General features: G+C 61.3%; 18 protein-coding genes. 7 read left to right on the top strand and 11 right to left on the bottom strand.

Features of this window, described 5'->3' with window-relative positions; translation table 11 throughout:
- Nucleotides 1-103 precede the first annotated feature (103 nt).
- The 4 genes from AF71_RS05075 (at nucleotide 104) to AF71_RS05060 (ending at nucleotide 3,987) form a co-directional block, all read left to right on the top strand.
- Complete coding sequence (locus AF71_RS05075; protein ID WP_018854849.1) at nucleotides 104-601, top strand: histidine phosphatase family protein; 498 nt, start codon at nucleotides 104-106, stop codon at nucleotides 599-601.
- Between the two features lie 79 nt (nucleotides 602-680).
- Nucleotides 681-2,153 carry a YcjX family protein gene (locus AF71_RS05070; RefSeq protein ID WP_169680257.1) on the top strand — a complete coding sequence of 491 codons (1,473 nt, stop codon included), beginning with the start codon at nucleotides 681-683 and terminating at the stop codon, nucleotides 2,151-2,153.
- Nucleotides 2,150-3,226 carry a TIGR01620 family protein gene (locus tag AF71_RS05065; RefSeq protein WP_018854847.1) on the top strand — a complete coding sequence of 359 codons (1,077 nt, stop codon included), beginning with the start codon at nucleotides 2,150-2,152 and terminating at the stop codon, nucleotides 3,224-3,226. The genes AF71_RS05070 and AF71_RS05065 overlap by 4 nt, the downstream gene beginning before the upstream one ends.
- A 209-nt stretch (nucleotides 3,227-3,435) precedes the next feature.
- Nucleotides 3,436-3,987, top strand: a complete 552-nt coding sequence (locus tag AF71_RS05060) for a hypothetical protein (RefSeq protein ID WP_018854846.1) — start codon at nucleotides 3,436-3,438, stop codon at nucleotides 3,985-3,987.
- A gap of 64 nt (nucleotides 3,988-4,051) precedes the next feature.
- Here AF71_RS05060 and folK read toward each other — a convergent pair whose 3' ends face one another.
- Genes folK through folP form a run of 3 tightly spaced genes read right to left on the bottom strand, consistent with a single transcriptional unit; the run spans nucleotide 4,052 to nucleotide 5,794 of the window.
- Nucleotides 4,052-4,570: a 2-amino-4-hydroxy-6-hydroxymethyldihydropteridine diphosphokinase gene (folK, locus tag AF71_RS05055; protein WP_169680256.1), complete on the bottom strand. Its 519-nt coding sequence runs from the start codon at nucleotides 4,568-4,570 to the stop codon at nucleotides 4,052-4,054.
- Nucleotides 4,563-4,931 (bottom strand): dihydroneopterin aldolase, encoded by a 369-nt coding sequence (gene folB / locus AF71_RS05050; RefSeq protein ID WP_007792223.1) that lies wholly within the window; start codon nucleotides 4,929-4,931, stop codon nucleotides 4,563-4,565. The genes folK and folB overlap by 8 nt, the downstream gene beginning before the upstream one ends.
- Nucleotides 4,928-5,794 (bottom strand): dihydropteroate synthase, encoded by an 867-nt coding sequence (folP, locus tag AF71_RS05045; protein ID WP_025661681.1) that lies wholly within the window; start codon nucleotides 5,792-5,794, stop codon nucleotides 4,928-4,930. Before folP ends, folB begins: the two co-directional genes overlap by 4 nt.
- Nucleotides 5,795-5,892: 98 nt before the next feature.
- On the opposite strand from folP, the gene AF71_RS05040 reads away from it, so the two are divergent.
- Nucleotides 5,893-6,519, top strand: a complete 627-nt coding sequence (locus AF71_RS05040) for a DUF922 domain-containing protein (protein WP_018854843.1) — start codon at nucleotides 5,893-5,895, stop codon at nucleotides 6,517-6,519.
- A 290-nt stretch (nucleotides 6,520-6,809) separates the two neighbouring features.
- On the opposite strand, the gene AF71_RS05035 is transcribed toward AF71_RS05040, so the two are convergent.
- Nucleotides 6,810-7,130, bottom strand: a complete 321-nt coding sequence (locus tag AF71_RS05035) for a 2Fe-2S iron-sulfur cluster-binding protein (RefSeq protein ID WP_169680255.1) — start codon at nucleotides 7,128-7,130, stop codon at nucleotides 6,810-6,812.
- Between the two features lie 204 nt (nucleotides 7,131-7,334).
- Nucleotides 7,335-7,703 (bottom strand): Hpt domain-containing protein, encoded by a 369-nt coding sequence (locus AF71_RS05030; RefSeq protein ID WP_062370807.1) that lies wholly within the window; start codon nucleotides 7,701-7,703, stop codon nucleotides 7,335-7,337.
- Between the two features lie 463 nt (nucleotides 7,704-8,166).
- On the opposite strand from AF71_RS05030, the gene AF71_RS05025 reads away from it, so the two are divergent.
- Nucleotides 8,167-14,370, top strand: a complete 6,204-nt coding sequence (locus AF71_RS05025) for a hypothetical protein (RefSeq protein ID WP_169680254.1) — start codon at nucleotides 8,167-8,169, stop codon at nucleotides 14,368-14,370.
- Nucleotides 14,371-14,554: 184 nt separating this feature from the next.
- On the opposite strand, the gene AF71_RS05020 is transcribed toward AF71_RS05025, so the two are convergent.
- From AF71_RS05020 to AF71_RS05005, 4 genes are read right to left on the bottom strand one after another with little or no spacing between them, the layout of a single operon-like run.
- Nucleotides 14,555-15,163, bottom strand: a complete 609-nt coding sequence (locus AF71_RS05020; RefSeq protein ID WP_018854838.1) for an ABC-type transport auxiliary lipoprotein family protein — start codon at nucleotides 15,161-15,163, stop codon at nucleotides 14,555-14,557.
- 22 nt (nucleotides 15,164-15,185) lie between these two features.
- Nucleotides 15,186-16,556, bottom strand: coding sequence for an MlaD family protein (locus tag AF71_RS05015; protein ID WP_018854837.1), 1,371 nt, complete (start codon nucleotides 16,554-16,556; stop codon nucleotides 15,186-15,188).
- Between the two features lie 9 nt (nucleotides 16,557-16,565).
- On the bottom strand, nucleotides 16,566-17,411 hold the full coding sequence (locus AF71_RS05010; protein ID WP_037089011.1) for an ABC transporter ATP-binding protein: 846 nt from the start codon (nucleotides 17,409-17,411) through the stop codon (nucleotides 16,566-16,568).
- Between the two features lie 9 nt (nucleotides 17,412-17,420).
- The gene (locus tag AF71_RS05005; RefSeq protein ID WP_026371471.1) at nucleotides 17,421-18,590 is read right to left on the bottom strand and encodes an MlaE family lipid ABC transporter permease subunit; all 1,170 of its coding nucleotides are present in this window, start codon (nucleotides 18,588-18,590) and stop codon (nucleotides 17,421-17,423) included.
- Nucleotides 18,591-18,689: 99 nt separating this feature from the next.
- On the opposite strand from AF71_RS05005, the gene dgcA reads away from it, so the two are divergent.
- Nucleotides 18,690-19,673, top strand: a complete 984-nt coding sequence (gene dgcA / locus AF71_RS05000; protein ID WP_169680253.1) for an N-acetyl-D-Glu racemase DgcA — start codon at nucleotides 18,690-18,692, stop codon at nucleotides 19,671-19,673.
- Here dgcA and AF71_RS04995 read toward each other — a convergent pair.
- Together AF71_RS04995 and AF71_RS04990 are read right to left on the bottom strand one after the other, a co-directional pair.
- Nucleotides 19,625-20,845, bottom strand: a complete 1,221-nt coding sequence (locus AF71_RS04995; protein ID WP_169680251.1) for an MFS transporter — start codon at nucleotides 20,843-20,845, stop codon at nucleotides 19,625-19,627. The genes dgcA and AF71_RS04995 overlap by 49 nt on opposite strands.
- A gap of 163 nt (nucleotides 20,846-21,008) precedes the next feature.
- Nucleotides 21,009-21,833, bottom strand: a complete 825-nt coding sequence (locus AF71_RS04990; protein WP_169680249.1) for a UDP-2,3-diacylglucosamine diphosphatase — start codon at nucleotides 21,831-21,833, stop codon at nucleotides 21,009-21,011.
- Nucleotides 21,834-21,882: the final 49 nt, after the last annotated feature.

Below are 21,882 nucleotides of genomic sequence, written 5' to 3'. Positions count from 1 at the left end.
TCCGCACTTTCCTACCCGGATTTGGCCGCAACACCTGGCGCTGCGGTTGACGTGCGTGCCGCCGACCCGCTACTGAAAAAGTCCCTTCGACGTGGATTTTCCTATGGCTGCAATCACGCCTCCACCCTCCCGGATCTATCTGCTGCGGCATGCCGAAGCCGCTTGGGCAACACCCGGGCAGCGTGATTTCGACCGTCCCCTGAACGCGAAAGGCTATGCAGACGCCGAGCTCATCGCCGACAAAGCGGCGGACAAGGGGTACCGGCCGGATCTGCTTCTGAGCTCGACGGCAGCGCGTTGCCGCGATACTGCCGACGCGGTGCATCGGGCCATGGGCTCCACGCTCGAGCTTCGATTCGTCGATGAACTCTACAATGCATCGCCTGATATCTACCTCGAGATCATCGACGCCCAGGAGGCGCTCGGCTCTGTCATGCTTGTCGGCCACAATCCGACCATGGAGCAGACGCTTGAAGCGCTGATCGGTCACGAGGCGCTCCATCAGGCACTGCCGACAGGCTTTCCGACTGCCGGACTTGCGGTTTTGGACTATGACAGCGAGTTGACAGGCTGGCAGCTCGTTGATTTCGTGATCGACTAAGGTCTTTTCGCGGAACGTCTTTTCGCGTCGATCTGCCCTTCCTATATGGCTTGTCACGATTAGAAACCGGAACTCCGCCTTGCCGCCCAGCCTGACCTCCCTCTCCGATGACGCGCGCATCGCCCTGGACAATTTCGCGGACCGGGCATCGGGCCTCATCAATCCCACGGTGCGCCTTGGCGTCACTGGCTTGTCGCGTGCCGGCAAGACGGTCTTCATTTCCTCGCTGCTTCACAATCTGCTGCACGGCGGGCGGCTGCCTCTCTTCGAGCCAGTGCAGTCAGGTCGTGTCTCGGCGGTGCGTCTTGAGCAGCAGCCGGATGATGCCGTGCCGCGCTTCCAGTACGAAGATCACATCCGCTCACTCGTGAAGGACCGCGTTTGGCCCGATTCGACGCGAGCAATCTCTGAACTGCGCATTACGCTCGAATACCAGAGCGCCAGCGGCTGGAACCGGCTCTTCTCGCCCGGCCGCCTGTCGATCGACATTGTCGATTATCCAGGCGAGTGGCTTCTTGACCTTCCGTTGCTTGGAAAGGACTATCGGACGTTTTGCGAAGAGACGATCGCCTTGGCCGGAACGGGCATTCGTGCGGAACTCTCACGCGCCTGGCTTGCCCTTACACGCGCCACAGATAGCAACGCCCCGGCAGACGAAATGCGGGCTCGCGACCTCGCCACCGCTTTTGCCGATTATCTGAAAGCCTGCAAAGCCGATGAACGCTCGCTTTCCACGCTGCCGCCTGGCCGCTTCCTGCTACCCGGCGATCTCGACGGCTCTCCTGCCCTGACCTTCGCGCCGCTTGCACTCACGCCGGAAGCCAAGCCGCAAAAGGGATCGCTTTGGGCGATGATGGAACGACGCTATGAGGCCTACAAATCCGTCGTCGTGAAGCCCTTCTTTCGCGAACACTTCGCCCGTCTCGACAGGCAGATTGTCCTCGTCGATGCGCTGCAAGCCATCAACCGTGGTCCGGAGGCCGTGCAGGACCTCGAACGCGCCCTGACGGACGTTCTGGCCTGCTTCCGCTCGGGCACGAACTCATGGCTGACGTCGCTGCTTGGCCGCCGTATCGATCGCGTCCTTGTCGCCGCAACCAAAGCTGACCACCTGCACCATGAAAGCCATGACCGGCTCGACGCCCTCACCCGCCGCCTGGTCGACCGTGCCGTCCAACGCATTGGTGTCACAGGCGCGGGAATCGACGTCATGGCACTGGCTTCGGTCCGCGCCACGCGCGAAGCGACGGTGAAACGCGACGGCCATGACCTCCCGGTCATCGTCGGAACACCGATGGCAGGCGAGACTATCGGTGGAGAGAGCTTTGACGGCCACAAGAAGACGGCAATCTTTCCGGGCGACCTGCCGGCAGACCCGGAGAACCTGTTCGAGCGTATCGAATCCGGAGAAAATATCGTGCTGCCCGATGTCAGCGTTGTGCGTTTTCGGCCGCCGCACCTCGAAGAGACCGGTGGCGGCATAAAGCTTTCGGTCCCGCATATTCGCCTCGACCGTGCCATGCAGTTTCTGTTCGGAGATCGCCTCGCATGATCAAGCCGCCCTCCGAACACCCCGCACAGCGCGCGCCGGCCGCCTTCTCCTACGAGGAGGACACGCCCTCCACGCCTGTCACGACCAAACACAGCCCGCGAAAGCCCGGTAGCTTCACGGACGATGTCGTGCTGACCGCCGACGAGGACGATCCATTCCTCAACCCCGAAAAGGATGTCCCTCCAATTGCTGTCGCGCTGCCGCGCAAGCGTGGCACCTCATTCGCGAAAATCGCTGCCGCCGCTTTCGGCGTTCTCTTCTCCCTCGCCTTCGGGCTTTGGACCGACAGCCTCATCCGCAATCTTTTCAGCCGCGCGGATTGGCTCGGCTATGCGGCCCTTGGAGCGCTCGCAATCGGCATTCTGGCGGTGATTGCCATCGTCGTTCGTGAAACGGCGGGCATGATGCGGTTGGCGGCCGTGCAAGAAATCAAGGCGGAAGCTGAGGCCGCCATGGTGGAGACGAAGCCGGCGAAGGCACGTGCGCTGGTCAAGCGGCTGGAATCGTTGCTCTCCGGAAAGCCGGAGACGGCGAAGGGCCGGGCCACGTTGAAGGCGGCCGAAGGCGACATCATCGACGCACCGCATCTCATCGCCCTCGCGGAACGCGAGCTTCTGATACCGCTCGACCGGCAGGCACGGGCCCTGATCGTCAACGCTTCGAAACGCGTCTCCATCGTCACCGCCGTCAGCCCGCGCGCGATCGTCGATCTCCTGTACGTGCTCTACGAGGCGGCCCGGCTTGTCCGAGCCATGGCGGATCTTTATGGCGGCCGGCCGGGAACGCTGGGCATGATCCGGCTGATGCGTGATGTTCTAGCGCACCTCGCCGTGACCGGCTCGATCGCGGTCGGCGATAGCCTCGTGCAGCAGGTACTTGGCCATGGATTGGCGTCGAAGCTGTCGGCGCGCCTCGGCGAAGGCGTCATCAACGGCCTGATGACGGCCCGCATCGGGATCGCGGCGATGGATCTTTGCCGTCCCCTTTCTTTTCACGCGCTGAAACGTCCGGGAATCGGCGATTTCATCGGGGACCTGACACCGTCCATGACAGCGCGCGACAAGAATTCCTGAGAATTGAAACTTTCGTCGCGCCTGCCGTGGCAGAAGCGCTGCACCAAAATACTCGTCAAGAATTCAACGCACTAACATTCCGCGCCGTCCTCTGCGAGCCGCGGAATTACTTGCTGCTCATTGCTTTTCGGCCTAAAAGAAACCAAGCATTAACCATTCTTCGGCAAAACTTGAACCTAGTTAAGCGATGGTGTCGCTAGGGAAAATCCATGTATTCGCGCAAGTTTCTTCTTCTTTTCGGCCTGGCTGCGGTGGCGTTGTCACCGGCCGCCGACATGGCTTCGTCGGCGACTGCGGCGACACGTGACAAAGCGTTTTTCGAGTCTGTCGCCGGCACTTGGCGCGGTCCCGGCGAGATCGTTGCCGGAAAGTACAAAGGCACGAAATTCACCTGCAATCTGGTGGGCGAACCAGTGAGCGCCGGAGGAGCTGGCATCAAGCTCGACGGAAGCTGCAGGGTCGGCGTCTTCAAGCAGCCGATGACCGCGCTCATCACCCAGTCGGGGAGTTCCTACAAAGGGAAGTTTCTTGACGGCGCCGAAGGCAAGGGGCTCGACGTCGTGTCAGGTGCTGTCACACAGGATACCGTCGTCGTCGGCCTCAATCGTTCTAAGCTCAACGGCGCCATGATCGCCCGTGTCCGTGACGACAAGACCATGAACGTCACCGTTTCGGTCAAGGTCGAAAGCCAGATGATCCCCGTCATCGGCCTGACGCTGACGCGCCAGGTCGACGAAATCACGGTCGGCTCTGTCGAATAGCGTTCCAACCCAGACATTCCAAAAGCGGCGGATTTTCCTGCGGATTTTCCGCCGCTTTTGCATTTCAGGCGATATGCCACCAAGCGCTGCTTTGATCGGCCACTTCGATCCCCTGCACATCGGCCTTCGCCAGCCACTCGAGAACGGTTGTTCCTTCGACAAGCATGTCAGGCGCAAAATCGGCAAGCGGCATCAGCACGAAGCCACGGTCCTTCATGCGCGGGTGCGGTAGCTCAAGCCGCGGTGCCGATTGCACCACATCAGCGTAGGTCAGGACATCAATATCGAGCGTTCGCGGCCCCCACCGCTCGATACGCTCGCGCTTCATCGCCCGTTCGATATCGAGGCAGACGTCGAGAAGCGCCTCGGGGCCAAGCGTTGTCTGGATTTCAGCACAAGCGTTGAAGAAATAGGACTGGTCGGTCTTTCCCCATGGCGGCGTCCGATAGAGCCGCGACACGGCTACCACACGACAATCGGAGCGCTGGTCAAGCGCCCTCAATGCCACGGCCATCGCGTGCACAGGCTCGCCGAGATTGCCGCCAAGGCCGAGTGTTGCCGTCTTGAAAGTGGACTCAGGCAAAGTGTTCGACGCTCACCTGAACGAAATCCAGAACGCCCGGCACCGGCGCGTTCGGCTTGCGCACCGTAATCTTTGCACGCTTGATTTGCGGAAACTTCGAACACAGCCCTTTGGCGATATCAAGCGCAAGCGCCTCGATCAGATAGCGACGCTTGCCCGTCACGATCTCCTCGATCACGGTGAAGGCAATGCCATAATTGACCGTGTCATTGATGGAATCGCTCTCCAGGGCGTCGCCAGCGACGACGTCGAGCTCGGCATCCACAAAGAAGCGCTGGCCGAGGAACTCCTCTTCGTCGTGAACGCCATGGCGGGCAAAGAAGGCACAGTTCTGAAGCGTGATGGTGTAGGTGGTGCTCATGCCAATTGTCCCTGCTCAAAGCTATAGCGCGCCGCGAGCATAGCATCGGCGATGGCCAAAGCGTCCTTGTTGATTGCGACATCGTGTACACGAAAAATGCTAGCCCCCGCCAAACGCAACAATACGCTTGTCGCAGCCGTTCCCACATCCCGATCGGCGGCTTCCCGACCTGTGATCGCGCCGACGAAACGCTTGCGCGACGTGCCGGCAAGCAGCGGCAACCCCAAGCGGCGCAGTTCTCCGAAACGCGCCATCAGTTCCACATTCTCCTGTATATCCTTGGCAAAGCCGAAGCCCGGATCCAGTACGATGCGATCCTTGGGCACGCCGGCCGCCGAAGCGAGCGCGAGCGAGCGCTCCAGGAAGTAGAACTGGTCTCCGATCACATCCGGAAGCTTCTCCCGATCGCGGCCGGTATGCATCAGGCACAGTCCCGCACTGGTATCGGCTGCGATCCTTCCCACCTCCGGCTCCTTCTGCAACCCGAATACGTCGTTGATTACATGCGCGCCTGCAGCGACGGCAAGCCGGGCGGTCTCAGCGCGATAGGTGTCGATCGAGATCAAGGCATCGGTCTTGCCGCGCAACGCCTCGATCACCGGCAGCACCCGGGCCTGCTCTTCCAGCGGAGTGACGACGTCTGCGCCGGGGCGCGTCGATTCACCGCCAATGTCGATGATCTCAGCGCCATCGCTTACCGCCTGGAGCGCATACGTCACGGCCGCATCGACCGTCTCGTATCGCCCGCCGTCCGAGAAAGAATCCGGTGTCACGTTGACGATCGCCATAAGGACGGCGCGCGCGCCCAGTTCGATCTCGCGGCCATGCCCGACGCGCCAGAAACTGCTCTCAAGCTGTGCCAACGGCATTCATCCTATCGATCGAAAAAGGCGCCCATGATCTTGCACTGGCCGTGGCTATGCCCCAAGCTCCGGCAAACTTCAACATGAGTATCTGCAGAATGCATTCCGTACCGCGTTATATGCCCCTCCTCCTCGGCTTTTCCATGGCCGTAGCGGCGTGCAGCCCAGCTGCCGCCACCGTAATCGCGACGCGAAGCTATTCCTATTTTCCCATCAAGGGCAAAACCGCGGACCAACTCGACCAGCAACTGAGCATCAACGGGCCGACGGCCAGTGGCTCGTCCGCCCGCCACCCGGGTGCGACCAAGATCCGCTTCGGCGGCGATGCGACCTATGTTCAGGCCGGAGGGCGCTGCCGCGTCTCCAGCGCCAAGGTCACCGTCCATACGCAGATAATCCTGCCCCGCTGGACCGACCGCAAGGGTGCCAGCAAGCAGTTGTCGATCATCTGGGATGCACTTGCGAGCGACATCAAGCGGCACGAGGAGCGCCATGCAGAGATCGCGCGAAACCAGGCGCGTGTCATGGAAAAGCAGATCCTCGCGCTTCCACCGCAGCGCAGCTGCGAGCGTATGCAGGAGCTCGTCACCGACGTATCGACCCGCGGCATCGATGAGCACGACAGGTTGCAGGCCCGATTCGACCGAATCGAAGCCGTCAATTTTCAAAGTCGAATGATGAGACTTCTGAACGATCGGATTAAAATATCCGGCGGCGCAAGGTAGCTGATTCTCAAGCTTAACGCGATCACAAAAGGTTAGCCGCGTAACAAAACTTGTGCGAAACCGCAATCGCCCCAGTGATTTAGTGGTTATTTCTCGGTCTAGCTAAATCAACCATAACGCGGTAATATTCAAACATTCGAAAGTTCAGGTCCGTAAGCCCGAACTTTCGCTCCTGGGTTCTCCTGGCGCGTTGCGAAGCCGCGGATGATCCTCCCTCGTCCGCAGGTAATGCGCCTACCTCGCCTCGCTCGTCTAACGGCAAGCGAGGCTTTTTTTGGACTGTGGTGGAATCAGGCCTGCCGCTCGGGCACGTGAACGATGAGCCCGTCCAGAGCCGCCTTCATTCTGATCTGACAGGAGAGGCGCGACGTCGGACGCACGTCAAAGGCGAAATCGAGCATGTCCTCTTCCATCGCCTCAGGCGAGCCGACGCGTTCCGTCCATTCGTCGTCGACGTAGACGTGACAGGTCGCGCAGGCACATGCGCCGCCGCATTCGGCCTCGATACCTGGTACCGAATTGCGCACGGCATTTTCCATAACGGTCGATCCCTGATCGACATCAAGATCGAAGCGCGTGCCGTCGAAGGCGACAATGGTCAGTTTGGGCATGATGATTTCCGGTGGTCGTCAATGGGAGGGTTTGGATTTTTTCTTCCAACAAATCGCCGAGGCAGTCAACATCGACCGCTCGGTGTCCTTCATCACAGATTGAGAAGCGACGCGCTTGTCAAAATGCGCCATGCCGGCGGTCACAAAAAGACCCGCTGCACCGAAATGGATCAGCGGGCCTCTATTCCGTCAGATTTATAGAACTCAGCGGCAAAGCTTGAGGATAAAATTCTCCGCTTCGATCACGGCAATACCGACCGCCGCCATGCTGGCCGCGTCGCCGCAATTGCCCTCAAGCGCCTCGGCAGCCGCATGGACGCGAAACGCCCCGACCGCTCCGGCCGCTCCCTTGAGGCGATGGGCCGCGGCTTCAACGATCTTGGCGTCACCGGACGATATTTCCTGCAGGCAGGCCCGCGCCTGACGCGCAAACATTTGCAGAACTTCGATTTCCAGGCTCTTGTCGCCCATTGTCTGGTTTGCCAGATGCACCAGATCTACCGGACGCTCCTGCGAAGGCCGAGGTCCCTTGCAAATGTCGGGCGCCGCAAACGCAATACTGACTGCTGCCATGTGCCAATCCTCCGTCGTCCATGCCGACTTCCACAAAAGTGCGGGCACCGAGTGGCCATCGCGTTAAATTCCGGCACATTCAGGGCGGATTTCTTGAGGTATGGTTAACGCCAGCTAAACGTCTCTAACGCTTTGGTTTCAAAGGCCCGCTTTTATTAAATCATGTTAACAAGACCTTATTATCCGGGAATTTGAGCGGTTGCGTTAATTGTCTAGCAGTCCCGGATGTGTCACTACGATACTACTGGGCGAGCTTTCCGGTACCTGCCTTTGCTCGCCAAGTGGATAATGGTAGTGTTTTGATACCGTCTGTATGAAAAAGCAGCTATCCACTCTGAAATGATATGCTTATCCGTCCTCGGCAATGTGGACGGGCGGGCTCAGAGGCTAAGGTTTTGTGCGGGCTCGGCGGGAAGCCCGAGGCGTTGTTGAACCGGCTGGGATGTAACGAGGCGTAACGTAAATGGCGAACAACAAGTACAGCGAGTCGATCGAGGACAAGGCGTTCAAGGCATTGGACGAGGCGCTCCAGATCGACTTCGGAGAAGACGATACGCTGTCTCGCAACGGCAAGACCGACGCCCCGGAGGCCAAATTGTCCGAAACTCCGAGTGCCCGCAATCAACAAGGCTCCAAGGAGCGCGCGCGCCCCGCCAATACGCCTCGCCAGCCCGAGCAGCCGTCTCGCGCCCCGTCCTTCGCCGCCAACGACGCCAACCGCATATCGCCGGCTACGCTTCTCAAGTCCCTGGAGACCGGCTCCAGCCGATCGGCTGTTCGCAACGCAACCATTGTGTCGCTGCTTTGGATCGTCGGCGGTCTCGGCCTCATGGCCCTGCTCTATTCGCCGCAGATCTGGCAGATCCGCTCGCTCGCCGATCTTTTGGCTCTTCCGGGCATTGTTGCCGGCCTCATCGGCATCATCGTGCCGGTGTTGCTGTTCTATGCCTTTGCCGTCATGATGGCGCGCGCCCAGGACATGCGCAACGCAGCACGCTCCATGGCCGAAGTTGCGCTTCGCCTCTCCGAGCCCGAGACCGTCGCTTCCGAACGCATCATGACGGTCGGCCAGGCCGTTCGCCGCGAAGTCTCGGCGATGAACGAAGGCATCGAACGCACCATCGCACGCGCTTCGGAGCTTGAAACCCTCGTCCACTCCGAGGTCAACGCCCTCGAGCGCAGCTACGCCGACAATGAATTGCGCGTGCGCGGCCTCGTCCATGAACTCGGGTCGGAGCGCGAAGCGATCGTCAACCACGCTGAGCGTATCCGCACGTCGATCTCGGGCGTGCATGATCAGCTCAAGGAAGACCTCTCTCTTGCCACGGAAGAGATCGCGATACGCCTTGCGACCTCGGGCGAAGCATTCGCCTCGATGATCGACACGCGCGCCGCGGCGATCACCGAAAAGTCGGAATCGGCCATCCAGTCGCTCGGCACGCTGCTTGCGGCAAAGACGGATTCACTGCTGCAGACGCTCACCTCCTCCGGATTCGCGCTCACCAACGAATTCGACACGCGGCTGGATACCCTGGCGTCGAGCCTGAGCGAGCATGGAGAGCTTGTCCTTCGGCAGTTCGAGACGCGTGCGTCCACGATGGACAGCAACGCAGAGAAGCTGAACGCCGCGCTGAACGACCGTGCCCGCCAGTTGAACGAAATCCTGATCGCCCGCACCCGCGAGATCAACGAGAGCCTGACTGGTGGCGAGCGCACGATCAGCACCACGCTTGATGACGTTCTCTCCAAGCTCAACAGCGCGCTCGACGAGAAGGGTTCGACCTTCCGCCAGAGCCTGCAGTCGAGCGTCGACGACACCATCATGGATCTCGACCTTCGTTCCGGCTTCTTTGACGAACGGCTGCAAGCGACTGTCGCGCAGCTCTCGACCTCGTTCGATGACCGCGTCGCGGAATTCGCCAATGCCTTCGACAAGCGTGCCGGCTCGCTCGACACGAAGCTCATGGAGAGCCTCAACCGCATCAACGACACCATGACCGGCGGTTCGGAGTCGCTGAACGGCATTTTGAGCTCGAGCATCGAACGCCTTGGCGCGTCGCTGACCGATCAATCGTTCGCACTGGCCACTGCCCTCGCGACCAGCCAGGAAGTTATGGAAAGCTCGCTGGCAGGCAAGGTCTCCGAGGTCACCGAGGCTATCCATACCCACACGACAGGCATGACCTCGGCGTTGAGCCACGCCACGTCCGAAATCTCCCTGGCGCTTGCGTCGGGCACCTCGGAACTCCACAATAATCTCTCCGCACGCGCGACAGAGTTCCGCGAAACATTGCTGTCCACGACCTCCGATCTCAGCTCTGCCGTCTCCGCGGGCACCGAGCAAATTACTTCGGCCTTCGGCCGCGCCGACGATCTGAACACGATGATCTCCAAGCGCGCTGCCGATATCACGCACGCGCTCGATTCCGCGCATGAGCGGATCGACGGCGTGATGACCGATCGCGGAGGCGCGCTGACTGCCGCCCTTGCCGACAGCCACGACCGCTTTGAGAGCACCCTGGCAAGCCGCTCGGACGCAATCATCAGCGCCGTCTCGGGCAGCCATGAGCGCCTTGCGGACGCACTCGACGACAAGGCCATGACGCTGGCCATCTCGCTGGATGAGAGCCAGAACCGCTTCGAGGATGCGATCGCCAAGCGTGCGGAAGCGATTGCCGCTTCGATCGCCAGCGGCCATGAGAAGCTCGCCGATACTCTTGATGACAAGGCAATGGCCCTCGCCATCTCCCTCAACGAAGGCCAGTCGCGCATTGAAGACACGCTCGGCCATCACGCCGAAACGATCAGCAACTCGCTTGCCGGCGGGCACGACCGGATCACCGAGGCGCTTGATGACCGTGTCATGGCGCTTACGGTATCGTTGAACGAAGGTCATAGCCGCATCGACGAGGCGCTTGCCCGGCGCGTCGATACCATCGCGAATTCGATTGCTACGGTCCAGGACCGCCTCTCGGATACGCTGGACGAGAAGGCCATGGCGCTCGCGATCTCCTTCGGAGAAAGCCAGAGCCGTTTTGACGATGCACTGGAAGCCCGCACCAACGCCTTGCTCGACACCGTGGCCGGCGCCGAGTCCCGGGTTGCCGGCGCCCTCGTCGACAAGTCGGACGCCATCCGCAGCGCCTACACGGAAAGCCAGGAGCGCCTCGAGCGTTCCCTGAACGAACACGCATCGACGCTTGCCGGCACGCTGTCGAGCGGCAGCGATCGGATCGAGCAGCTGGCTGGCAGCGCCGCGGCCCGCATCGAATACAACCTCAGCAATGCGCATCAGAAATTGGAAACACTGCACGGCGACGCTGCCGCCCGCATCGAAGGCGGTCTTGCGGCTGCGCATGATCGTTTCGAAGCCCTGACCGGCAATGCCGCTACGCGCATCGAAAGCGGCTTGGACTCGGCCCATGAACGCATCCGTTCGACGCTGGCCGATCGCGAGCAGGCTATCAACCTCGCCCTCACCGACGCCCACAGCCGTATCAGCGATACGCTCTCCGATCAGGCGACGACGATCAGCGCCTCGATTGCCACCAGCGTCGGCATGCTGGAAATGTCCCTGGAAGACCATGAAGTCTCGCTTCGCCAGGCGATCGACAACAGTGGCCGGGCCCTGGAAGACCGCCTGCGCGACAGCACCGGTCACATCGCCGGCCGTTTCCAGGAGGCTGCTGGCGAGATCTCACGTTCGGCAGAGACCTTCTCTTCACAGCTCGACCAGTCGATCGAGGGCATGACGGGCCGCTTTGCGGAAACCGGCTCGCGCGTCGAGGCCGGCCTTGCCGCCCTCGAAAACCGCATCCGTGACGGCGTCGGCGGCGTGGCCGAGCAGGTCGACGCCGCTGGCGGTCGCCTCTCCAGCACTTTGTCCGACGGCATTTCCCGCCTCGGAACGCTCGGCGAAGACGCAACGAACCGTATCGCTGCGGCGATCAACGACAGCGCCACGAAGTTTACCGAAACGATCGATCGCCGCACCGCCAACCTCACCTCGGAGATCGACTCCCGTACGGTCAGCATCGACGAGGCGATGGAACGAGGCAGCGTCCGCATCGAGGAGCGCCTGTCCACGATGGACCGGGCCCTCACAGTCGGCCTCGACGCCGTCAATCGCACGATCGAAGGTAAGGCTGCCGGGCTCGCCGCTTCGCTGCGCAGCGCCGTCGCCGAGACGACGAAGGGCATCGACGACGAAGCAGCCCGCGCCGCCGAAAACCTAGGCCGCACCGGCCAGCAGTTTGCCGAAGGCCTCGACGCCAAGAGCAACGAGTTCGCCCGCACGATCGAAGAGCGTTCCGAGCAGATCGTCGGCCGCGTCTCCGACGCCCAGAACCGTTTGGCCGGCCAGGCAGCCGCCGTTGCCCAGACTTTCTCGGAAGCCGGCAATGCCATTATCAAGAAGGTCGCCGAAGCCGAGACCCTCGTCAGTGGCCAGGTTGGCGCCATTTCCCGCGCCCTCGGCGACGCCCAAGCGACTTTCGAAAACCATGGTGCCGGTATCCGCACGACGATTTCCGACGCAAGTCAGGAAATTACCTCAACCATGGCAGACGTCGAACGTGCTCTGGAAGCACGTGGCAATGCAATCCGTTCGAACCTCGAGGATCGCACGCGCGAAATCGACTCGACGCTGACCAATGTCGAAAAGGCGCTCGAGGCGCGTGGCGACGCCATCCGCTCGACGCTCGACGATCGCACCCGCGAGCTCAATTCGATGCTGTCCGGTCGTTCCACGGAGCTGTCGCGCATTCTCGAGGAGACGGCGCGGCCGCTGATCGACCGCTATGCCGAAGCAGGCAAGGACGCCGCCGCGCGCATTACGACAGCGACGGAACGCAGCACCGAGCGCCTGCGCAGTGAGAATGAGGCGCTCGTCAACGCAATCACGGCACGGACCGAAAGCGCATCCTCGGCCGTCGACGCGATGGAAAACAGCCTGCTTGCCAACGTCAACAAGCTGATCGAACGCTTGTCGGACAACAGCTCAGCTATGGGCCAGGTGATGAGCCGTGCCGCCGAAAATCTCGCGGCAGTGGATGGCCGCCTCGGCGATACGACGTCGCGCTTCACCGAGTCTGCCCAGAAGGCCGCCGAAATGGTGTCTGCCTCGACGCGCCTGCTCGAAGGCAAGGTCGACCGCCTCTCGGACATTTCGGGCCAGACGCTTGCCCAGGTCGGCGGTATCATCGGCCGGTTCGACGAACACTCCAAGGTGCTCAGCCAGGCATCCGGCCTGCTGGCAGCCGCTCAATCCAACCTCGTGTCAACGCTCGAGGATCGCGAAAGCGCCCTCCAGAACCTTTCCGTGGGACTCGTCCAGCGCTCCGAGGAAATCGAACGGACGATGCGTGCCCTGGGCGGCATGGTCGAATCCGCATTCGACCGCGCCGAACAGCGCTCCAACCAGGTCAGCGGAACGCTGCGCGAAAGCGTGCAATCCTCGTTCTCCGACATCGGCCGCGTTCTTTCCGAAACCGAAAAGCGGGCTGAGGAAGCCGCCTCAACGATGCGCGCTGCGATCGTCAAGGCCGGCGAAGACGCAAATGCCACAATCGACGGCGCCTTCGGCAACGCCGAACGTCGCTCCAGCGAGCTTTCCAGCCGCTTGCGTGGCGGCCTGACGGCCTCCCTGTCGGAAGTCGAGCGTATGCTGGGCGAGGCAGGTCGTGCATCCGACGGCGCTGCCCAGACCATGCGCGAGTCGCTTCGCGAGGCAGTCGAGGAGGCAGTATCCCGCTTCTCCGGCGCCACCGAGGAGATCCGCCGCTCGGCCGGCGATATCCGCAAGGAACTCGACATGACCCGCAGCGAATTGAAACGCGGTGCATTCGATCTTCCGGAAGAGGCCAAGGAAAGCGCTGCTGCCATGCGCCGCGCCGTTGCCGAGCAGATCAAGGCTTTGCAGGACATCTCGCACATCGTTGGCCGCTCGACGCAGCAACTGGAGATCTCCGAGCCTGCGCCGCGGGCCATTCCTCAGCCTCAGCCTGCGCCACGCCCGGCTCAGCCGGCCGTTACCCAGCAGGCGCCCCAGCCCACCCCTCCCGCAGCCCCCGCCCCGGCTCCGGCAACAACACCCTCGCCGATCGAGAACCTCGGTCTGCGTGGCTCCCTGACGCATGCAGCCGCAACGCCGCAGCGCGCCCCCGTTGCCGCTCCCCCGGCAAGCGGCGGCTGGATCAGCGACCTCCTGCGTGGTGCATCGCGCGATGAGACCGCCGAGGAAGCTCCAGCACGGCAACCAGCCCCACGCGCCGAGGCTGCCGCGGCGGCACCTGCCCGCACGGCCGATAGCCGCAATCCGCGCCACGTCGTCGAGTCGCTGAACTCGCTTTCGGTAGATATCGCGCGTGCAATCGATCATGACGCTTCGGTCGATCTGTGGCGTCGTTACCAGCGTGGCGAACGGGACGTCTTTACGCGCCGCCTCTACACGCTGAAGGGCCAGCAGACCTTCGACGAGATCAAGCGCAAGTATGATCGCGAGCCGGAGTTCCGCACCGCCGTCGATCGTTATATCGCCGATTTCGAGAAGCTCCTTTCTGATGTTTCCCGCGGCGATCGCGACAAGACGATCACGCAGTCCTATCTGACCTCGGATACCGGCAAGGTCTATACGATGCTTGCTCACGCCGCAGGGCGACTGGGCTAAGCCACACTCAAGGAACAAATGAAATGGCCGCCCAAGAGGCGGCCATTTTCATCTCGGGCGATTGTCCTGACGTCGCTCTCTGCGAAAGGTCGGGTCGGGTCGTGGACGGTGGATCGTGTTACGCCATCGCGCTAGGCCGGCACGCGCCAGCAGGCACCTTGTGGTGCATTGCCGGCGCCCTCTATCAGATCGACTGGAGGGTCCAGTTCACGATCTCAGCCGTCACGCTCGCGAACGCGCGATCGAGACCCTTCACAAGACCGTCGTTGGACCCATTGGCCGGCACCGCTTGTCTGAACACTTTCTGGGTTCTCACGGTGCCATTCCGGTCGTTCACGATCTTGGCCGAAATCTCGACGACCGCGTGGCTGCCACCGGTCGTGTCGATCTCGAAAGCGCGGATATCGGTCACGAGCTGATAGTCGATCGCCAGTCCCTGCCCGGGCACGCCGACGCCGCCGAGCTTGCCTGAGTTCTCGTAGGCTTCGACGAGCTTTGCCTGGACCATGCGCGGCAGCTTGTCGCCCCATTGCGCCTTGGAAAGGTACTGTATCTGCGACGGCGCCACCCGAATGACGATCTGTTCGCTGTCGATCGCCCGCAACGCAGTTGGCTGCTGCACCAGGATCTGCCGGCCCCTGGCCGCCGGCCCACTGCCAGTCACCGACGCGGAGAGGTCGTAGGTGTCGTTCCTGGCAGCCGTCCCACAGCCTGCCAGACCCGCCAATAGCGGCAGCGTAATCGCGGTCGTCGATAGCCACGAACGACGCTGCAACAGATCCGATACGGCCATATGCGCTCCCCTAATATCCCTATTAACGCCGCGTCCGGCCGTCATATTGCTTTACGGTATCCCCACCGAAGATCAGCCGCTGCGGATTGCGGTCAAAATTGCCGATCGCATCGTTGAGGTTTTGCACGGTGGAGCGCGTGTCGTTGATGAGCGACTGCACATCGCGCAGCCCACCGCTGGAAAATTTCTGCAAGTTGTCCGCAATAGGACCGATGCGCGAATTCAGATTGTCGGCGACCTTCTTGAATGAGGTGAGCGTGTCACGCGCCTGCGCAAACAGCGACTGCGTATTGTCCGTACCGAGCAGCGCGTCCAGCTTGATCAGAATGCCGTCGACACGTGTGGAGGCCGCGTTCAGCTTGTTGGCCATCTGCGAAACATTCTGGATCGTCTGGTCGATGTCCTTCTGCCGAGCCGAAACAGTGTTCGCGACGTCCTTGATCGAAGCGACTGCGGTGCGTGCGTCCTTTGTCGCCTGCGAGATATCGTCGACGGATCCCTTGACCTTCGCCGGGTCGATCTGCGCGACCAACGTATCTACTCGATCGAGCGTCGCCTGCGCCTTCTTGCCGAGGTCGTTGTACGTAGTCGCCGTTTCCTGGAACTTCTGGATCGCTCCCTTGAAGTTTCCCGAAGCATCGGCGACGTCGCGGCTGACTTTCTCGGCATTGCTGAGAATGGTGTCGATCTTCTTCGCGTCGACGGCCTTCACGAGGGCCTCGACCGCTTCCAGCGTCGAGTCGACACGACCCGAGACCTTACGCACGGTCTCGGAGAGTTGGCCGACACTCTGCAGGAACGAGTCGATGTTGCCTGAGTTCTTGGCCAGTGCATCGGAGAAGGTCTCGGCATTCTGCAATGTCTTCGTCAGCGGCCCGCGTGCATCCGTCACAAAGCCCTGAATCTGCCCGACAGCATCGTTCGCTCTGTCAAGAATCTTGTCTGCCGTCGCCAGAAGGTTCGTGACACTCGACTGATCCGCGACGATGACCGCTCGCTTTCCGGTCTCGAGGGACTGTTGAAGGATGTTCTTTTCGCCGATCCTCCCGCCCGAAAGTTCGATATAGGCAGCACCCGTCAGACCCTGGATTTCAAGGATGGCTTTCGTCGAGGGATAGATAGGCGCGTCGACCCGCACCTCGGTGAACGCCAGTGAGAAACTGGGATCGTCGGCATCGATGGACAGCGACTTGACCGAACCGACCTGAATGCCGTTGAACCGCACCGGCGAGCCGACGCTCAAGCCGTTCGCGGAGCCGGGAATCCGGACGATCAGTTCGGCCATCGGCCCACCGCGCCCATATTCCGCCATCCAGTAAACGAAACCGAACGCCGCCGCGATAACGAGCACCGTGAAAAAGCCGACAATCGTGTAGTTCGCTTTTGTTTCCATCGTATCCGCTCACTTCCCGCGGCTATCTTGCGCCAGGCTGTCCTTGCCTGCGTGGCCACGCTGCGGCACGACCGAACGCGCCCGCTTGCCCTTGAAATAAGCCTGAACCCAAGGATCGTCGCAGGCCAGCATGTCGTCGATCGTTCCCTCGACCAATACCCGCTTCTTGCCAAGCACCGCAATCCGGTCACAGACCGAGAAGAGACTGTCGAGGTCGTGCGTGACCATGTAGACGGTCAGGCCGAGGGTGTCCCTGAGCCTTGCGATGAGCTCGTCGAACTCCGCGGCACCGATCGGGTCGAGGCCCGACGTTGGCTCGTCAAGGAAGACCAATTCCGGATCGAGCGCAAGCGCGCGTGCCAGCGCAGCACGCTTGATCATGCCGCCCGAAAGCTCCGACGGGTATTTGTCGGCGGCATCAGCCGCAAGCCCGACGAGGCGGATCTTGAGCTGCGCGAGTTCGTCCATCAGCGACTGGGGCAGGTCCAGATACTCGCGCATTGGAACCTGGATGTTCTCCCGGACGGTCAGCGACGAAAACAGCGCCCCCTGCTGGAACAGCACACCGAGCCGCATGTCGAGCGCGTTGCGCTGCGGCTCGTCCAACTCATCGAAGTCCTGACCGAGAATCTTGATCGTTCCAGAGCGCCGCGGCAGCAACCGAAGCACCGTCCGCATCAAGACCGACTTGCCCGTTCCCGACGCTCCGACAAAACCGAGAATTTCGCCGCGATAGATATCCAGATCCAGATGGTCGAGAACAACCTTCGACCCGAAAGCGACGGTCACGCCGCGCGCTGATAGCACGACATCTCGCCCCTCGTTGTTTCCGGTCTCTGTATGCTGCCCGTCCACGTACAATCCTTAGAAATTGATGGCCGCATAGAACATGGCAAAAAGCCCGTCCATGAGGATAACGACAAAGATCGCCTTCACTACCGCCGCGGTCACGTGCTGGCCAAGCGACTCGGCGCTGCCGCCTACCTTTAAGCCCTCGACCGCCGCAACGATACCGATAACCAGCGCCATGAACGGCGCCTTGATCATCCCGGACAGCACCGTCGACAGCGTGATCGCCTCATGCAGGCGGGAGACGAAGTTGGCGAAGGTGATGCCGGAATAGGCCCAGGCGACCACGGCTGCGCCGGCGAGCGAGGCAAAGTTCGCGATGACCGTCAACAGCGGCAGCGCCACCGTAAGGGCAACTAGGCGCGGGAAAATCAGCACGCCCACGGGATTGAGCCCCATGACCTTCAATGCGTCCACTTCCTCGCGCATCTTCATCGAGCCGATTTCAGCCGTGATGGCGCTGCCCGAGCGGCCGGCAATCATGATGGCGGTGAGAAGCACACCGATTTCGCGAAGCTGCAGGATACCGACGAGATCGACGACGAAGACTTCGGCGCCAAAATAGCGGAGCTGAAAGGCGCCCTGCTGCGCGATGATCGCACCAATCAGAAACGACATCAGCAATATGATCGGCACCGCGCGCACGCCCATGTGGTCGATCTGGTTGACGATCGACGCCGGCGATACGCCGCTGCCTCGCCCGAATTTCATTTGCGCGCCGCGGACAGCGGAGCCGAGGATATACATCGCGGCCGCGAGGTTGTTCCAGAGCTCGGAGGTGATCTTGCCGATCGGTGCGAAGATCCGCTCCGGCCAGCTTGCGCTTGGCTGCGGCTCCTGCTCGGGCTGCGGCGGTTCCTCGGAAAACTCCGCGATCATCTCGTCGATATGGGTGTTACTGCCTTCGAAGCGCACGGTCCCACCGGCGCCTTCCACCTGCTTCTTCAGCCGGCAGAGCAGCCAGACGCCCGCAGTGTCGATATCGGTCACGCCTGATAGGTCGAGTGTCACCTCGCCGCTTCGGCCGGCGGTAAGCTTGTCGAAGTCACGCAAAACGAGATGCAGGTTGGCGCTTCGCCAGTTCCCTTCGATATGAACGAACTGACCCGCGCCATGGCTCTGGTCGTCCACATGCAGTGAGGCGGCGTTACGGGTTTCGGACTTCAAAACGCTTGTGTCTTTCAAGGCTTACGGCGACATTGCCGACTCGCGAACTAACGGTTCGCCGCTTCGGATCAATATACCCAAGCCGCACCAAATTTCCATGCGCGCAGGATTGCAAATATGCCACGGTCACTTCAAATTCAGACGGATTCCTTCCCCATAGCGGGCACATTCTCGATCTCGCGCGGCGCCAAAACGTCGGCAGACGTGATCCTCTGCATAATCCGGGAAAACGGGTTTGCCGGCCGAGGCGAATGCGTTCCCTATCGCCGTTATGGCGAGACCATGGAAAGCGTGGCAGCACAGATCGAAGCGGCAAAGCCGTTGATTGAAGCCGGCCTGACGCGAAAGGAACTTCAGCGAGCTATGCCTCCCGGCGCCGCGCGCAATGTCGTTGACTGCGCCCTCTGGGATCTGGAAGCCAAGAGTTCGGGCGAAACCGTGATCATGGCGCTTGGCCTGGCGCAGCCGCAGCCGCTGACGACCGCCTTCACGATCTCGCTCGGCGAACCTGACGTCATGGCTGCACAGGCGCGCGCAAACGCCGATCGGGCCCTCCTGAAGGTCAAGGTCGGCACCGGCGATGACGAAAGCCGTATCCGCGCGGTTCGCGAGGCAGCGCCCAATGCGGCGATCATCCTCGATGCCAATGAGGGCTGGCCTGACGAAACGCTTGAGCATCATCTGTGCATCGCTGCCGAGATGGGCGTCGCCTTGGTCGAACAGCCGCTGCCGGCCGGCAAGGATGAATTTCTGGCGGAGATCCGTCGTCCCGTCCTCGTTTGCGCGGATGAAAGCGTCCACCATACCGGGGACCTCGCCAGCCTTCGCGACCGCTACGACGCGATCAATATCAAGCTCGACAAAACGGGTGGCCTCACGGAGGCGCTTGTGATGAAGAAAGAGGCGCAACGCCTTGATTTCAAGATCATGGTCGGCTGCATGGTCGGCACGTCGCTGGCAATGGCGCCAGCCGTGCTGCTGGCCCAGGACGCCGAGTTCGTCGACCTCGATGGACCGCTGCTGCTTGCTCGCGACCGCGAACCGGGACTGCGTTATACGGCCTCTCTCGTTTTCCCGCCGGAAACGACGCTCTGGGGCTGAAGATAGTAAGCCGCGATAACCAGCCCGAGACCGGTCAGGGCGACGAGTGCCATCACGTAGTAGCTTGCGAGGCCGAGCCAAGCGTAGATGTAACCGGAGGCGATGGTCATCAGCCCCATGAACATGCCGTTGTAGAAGAAATACGCGCCCTGCGCCGACGATTCCTGCGTCTCCTGCACCGAGGCGACGATACGTGTCTGCACGCCCGTATGCACGAACGCATAGGTGCAGGAATGCATGCACTGAAGCAGGAAGAAGCCCCAGAACCCCCAATGCATCGGGAACAGAATCCAGCGACACACGCTGACCGCCGCCCCGAACCGGATTAGCGTCCAGGCGCTGAACCGGCGGTTCAGCCGGCGGGAAAGAAAGAAGACGGTCACTTCGGCCGCAACGCCAGCACTCCACAAAACGGCGATCTCGGTGCCGGAAAAGCCGAGTTCTCGCCAGTAGAGGGATGCGAAGGCCTGCAGCACCGCGTGGCTCGACTGCTGGATTGCGACCCCGATCAGCAACGCCAACAAATGGGGCTGGCGCAGAGAACTCCCCGTTGCAGCCGAGATATCGACAGGTATCCCGCGCCTGCGCGTCGGGCCGATCCGGGGACAATAGATAGCCATCACAACAGTCATAACAAAGCCAAAGGTCATGACCGGCAACACCATCTCGCCACCCCAATGCCCGATCAGCTGCCCGCCGATCAGAGTGGAGACGATGAACGCTACCGACCCCCATACCCGCATGGAGCCGTAATCCAGACCCCAGCGCCGCACTCCGGAGATCACGATCGATTCGACAACCGGGACATAACAGGCAAAGGTCGCTCCCTGGATCGTGTAGACGATCAGCACCGGCCAGAATGTGTTCGTCCAGTAGAGCGCGATGGCTGTCAGCAGCGACAGGACTCCGGAAAACAGCAGCACATCCGCTCGCTCCCTCATCCGGTCGGCATACATCGCCACGATCGGGGCGACGAGCACGCGCACGACCATCGGCACCGCGAGGATGACGCCGATCTCGTGGTCGTTGAATTCGTGCTGTGCAAGCCACATCGGAAAGAAGGGCAACACAACGCCATTGACGAGCAGGGGCGCGCAGTAAGACAGGGCACTGAGAAGCCGAAAGCGCGGCGGGGCGCCCTCGCCTGTCTGAGGGTTTTGAGCGGGAATCATTAGGTGGACCTGCAGGAAACTGAACGCTGCCTATCACGTCAACCTAAGGGCGACTATGGCAAGAAATTGCCCGATTGAAACGTTTAAAAAAATAAATAGGGCCTGTCGCAAAGACACAACGGGCTAAACTGATGCATTGAATTGCTGGCTTGGGAGATTGCGCCTAAGCGGCTTGCGGGGCGACGTCCTTTTCGCGATGCCCGATCGCCATCGGGACCGCCTGCGTACCGCTCATGGAACGCCATTCGATCAATTCAAAGGCGCCGTCTTGATGCTCGGCGATCGCCGTACAGCTTTCGACCCAGTCTCCAGTGTTGATGTAACGGATCCCGTCCATGTCTTCCATGACAGCGTGATGAATGTGGCCACAAATCACGCCGTCCGCACCGTGCTTACGGGCTTCGTCGGCAACGACGCGCTGGAACTCGCCTATGAAGTTGACTGCATGCTTCACCTGAAGCTTGGCCCATGCGGAAAACGACCAGTACGGCATCCCCATCCGGCGACGGATTGCTGCTAGGCCAATATTGATTATGATCGCCATGTCGTATGCCCAGTCGCCGAGATAGGCGAGCAGGCGGGCGTTGCGCACCACGACGTCGAACTCGTCGCCATGCAGCACGAGGTACTTCTTGCCGTCGGCCGCTTCGTGCATGATGCGCTCGGCAACCTCGATGCCACCGAAATGGGTGCCTGGAAAGTCACGAAGGAATTCGTCGTGATTGCCGGGGATATAAACCACCCGCGTGCCCTTGCGCGCCTTGCGCAGCAGCTTCTGGACCACGTCGTTGCAATCCTGCGGCCAGTACCAGCTGCGCTTCAGTCGCCAGCCATCGATGATATCGCCGACGAGGACGATGGTATCGGCCTCGTGATGCTTGAGAAAATCCAACAGGAAGTCCACCTTCGCGGCCTTGGAGCCGAGATGCACATCGGAAATGAAAAGCGTACGGAAGTGCCGCGTATCCATATTGTCCCTCACAAGCATCCTGCTCGTGTCCCATGGTTCACCTGACCTTCCAAAACCAGAGTCGTGT

Source organism: Rhizobium sp. 57MFTsu3.2 (genome assembly GCF_012932765.1).
GTDB classification, from domain to species: domain Bacteria; phylum Pseudomonadota; class Alphaproteobacteria; order Rhizobiales; family Rhizobiaceae; genus Rhizobium; species Rhizobium altiplani.
The sequence above is the reverse complement of the archived record's forward strand: the minus strand, read 5'-3'. Positions and strand labels throughout refer to the sequence as shown.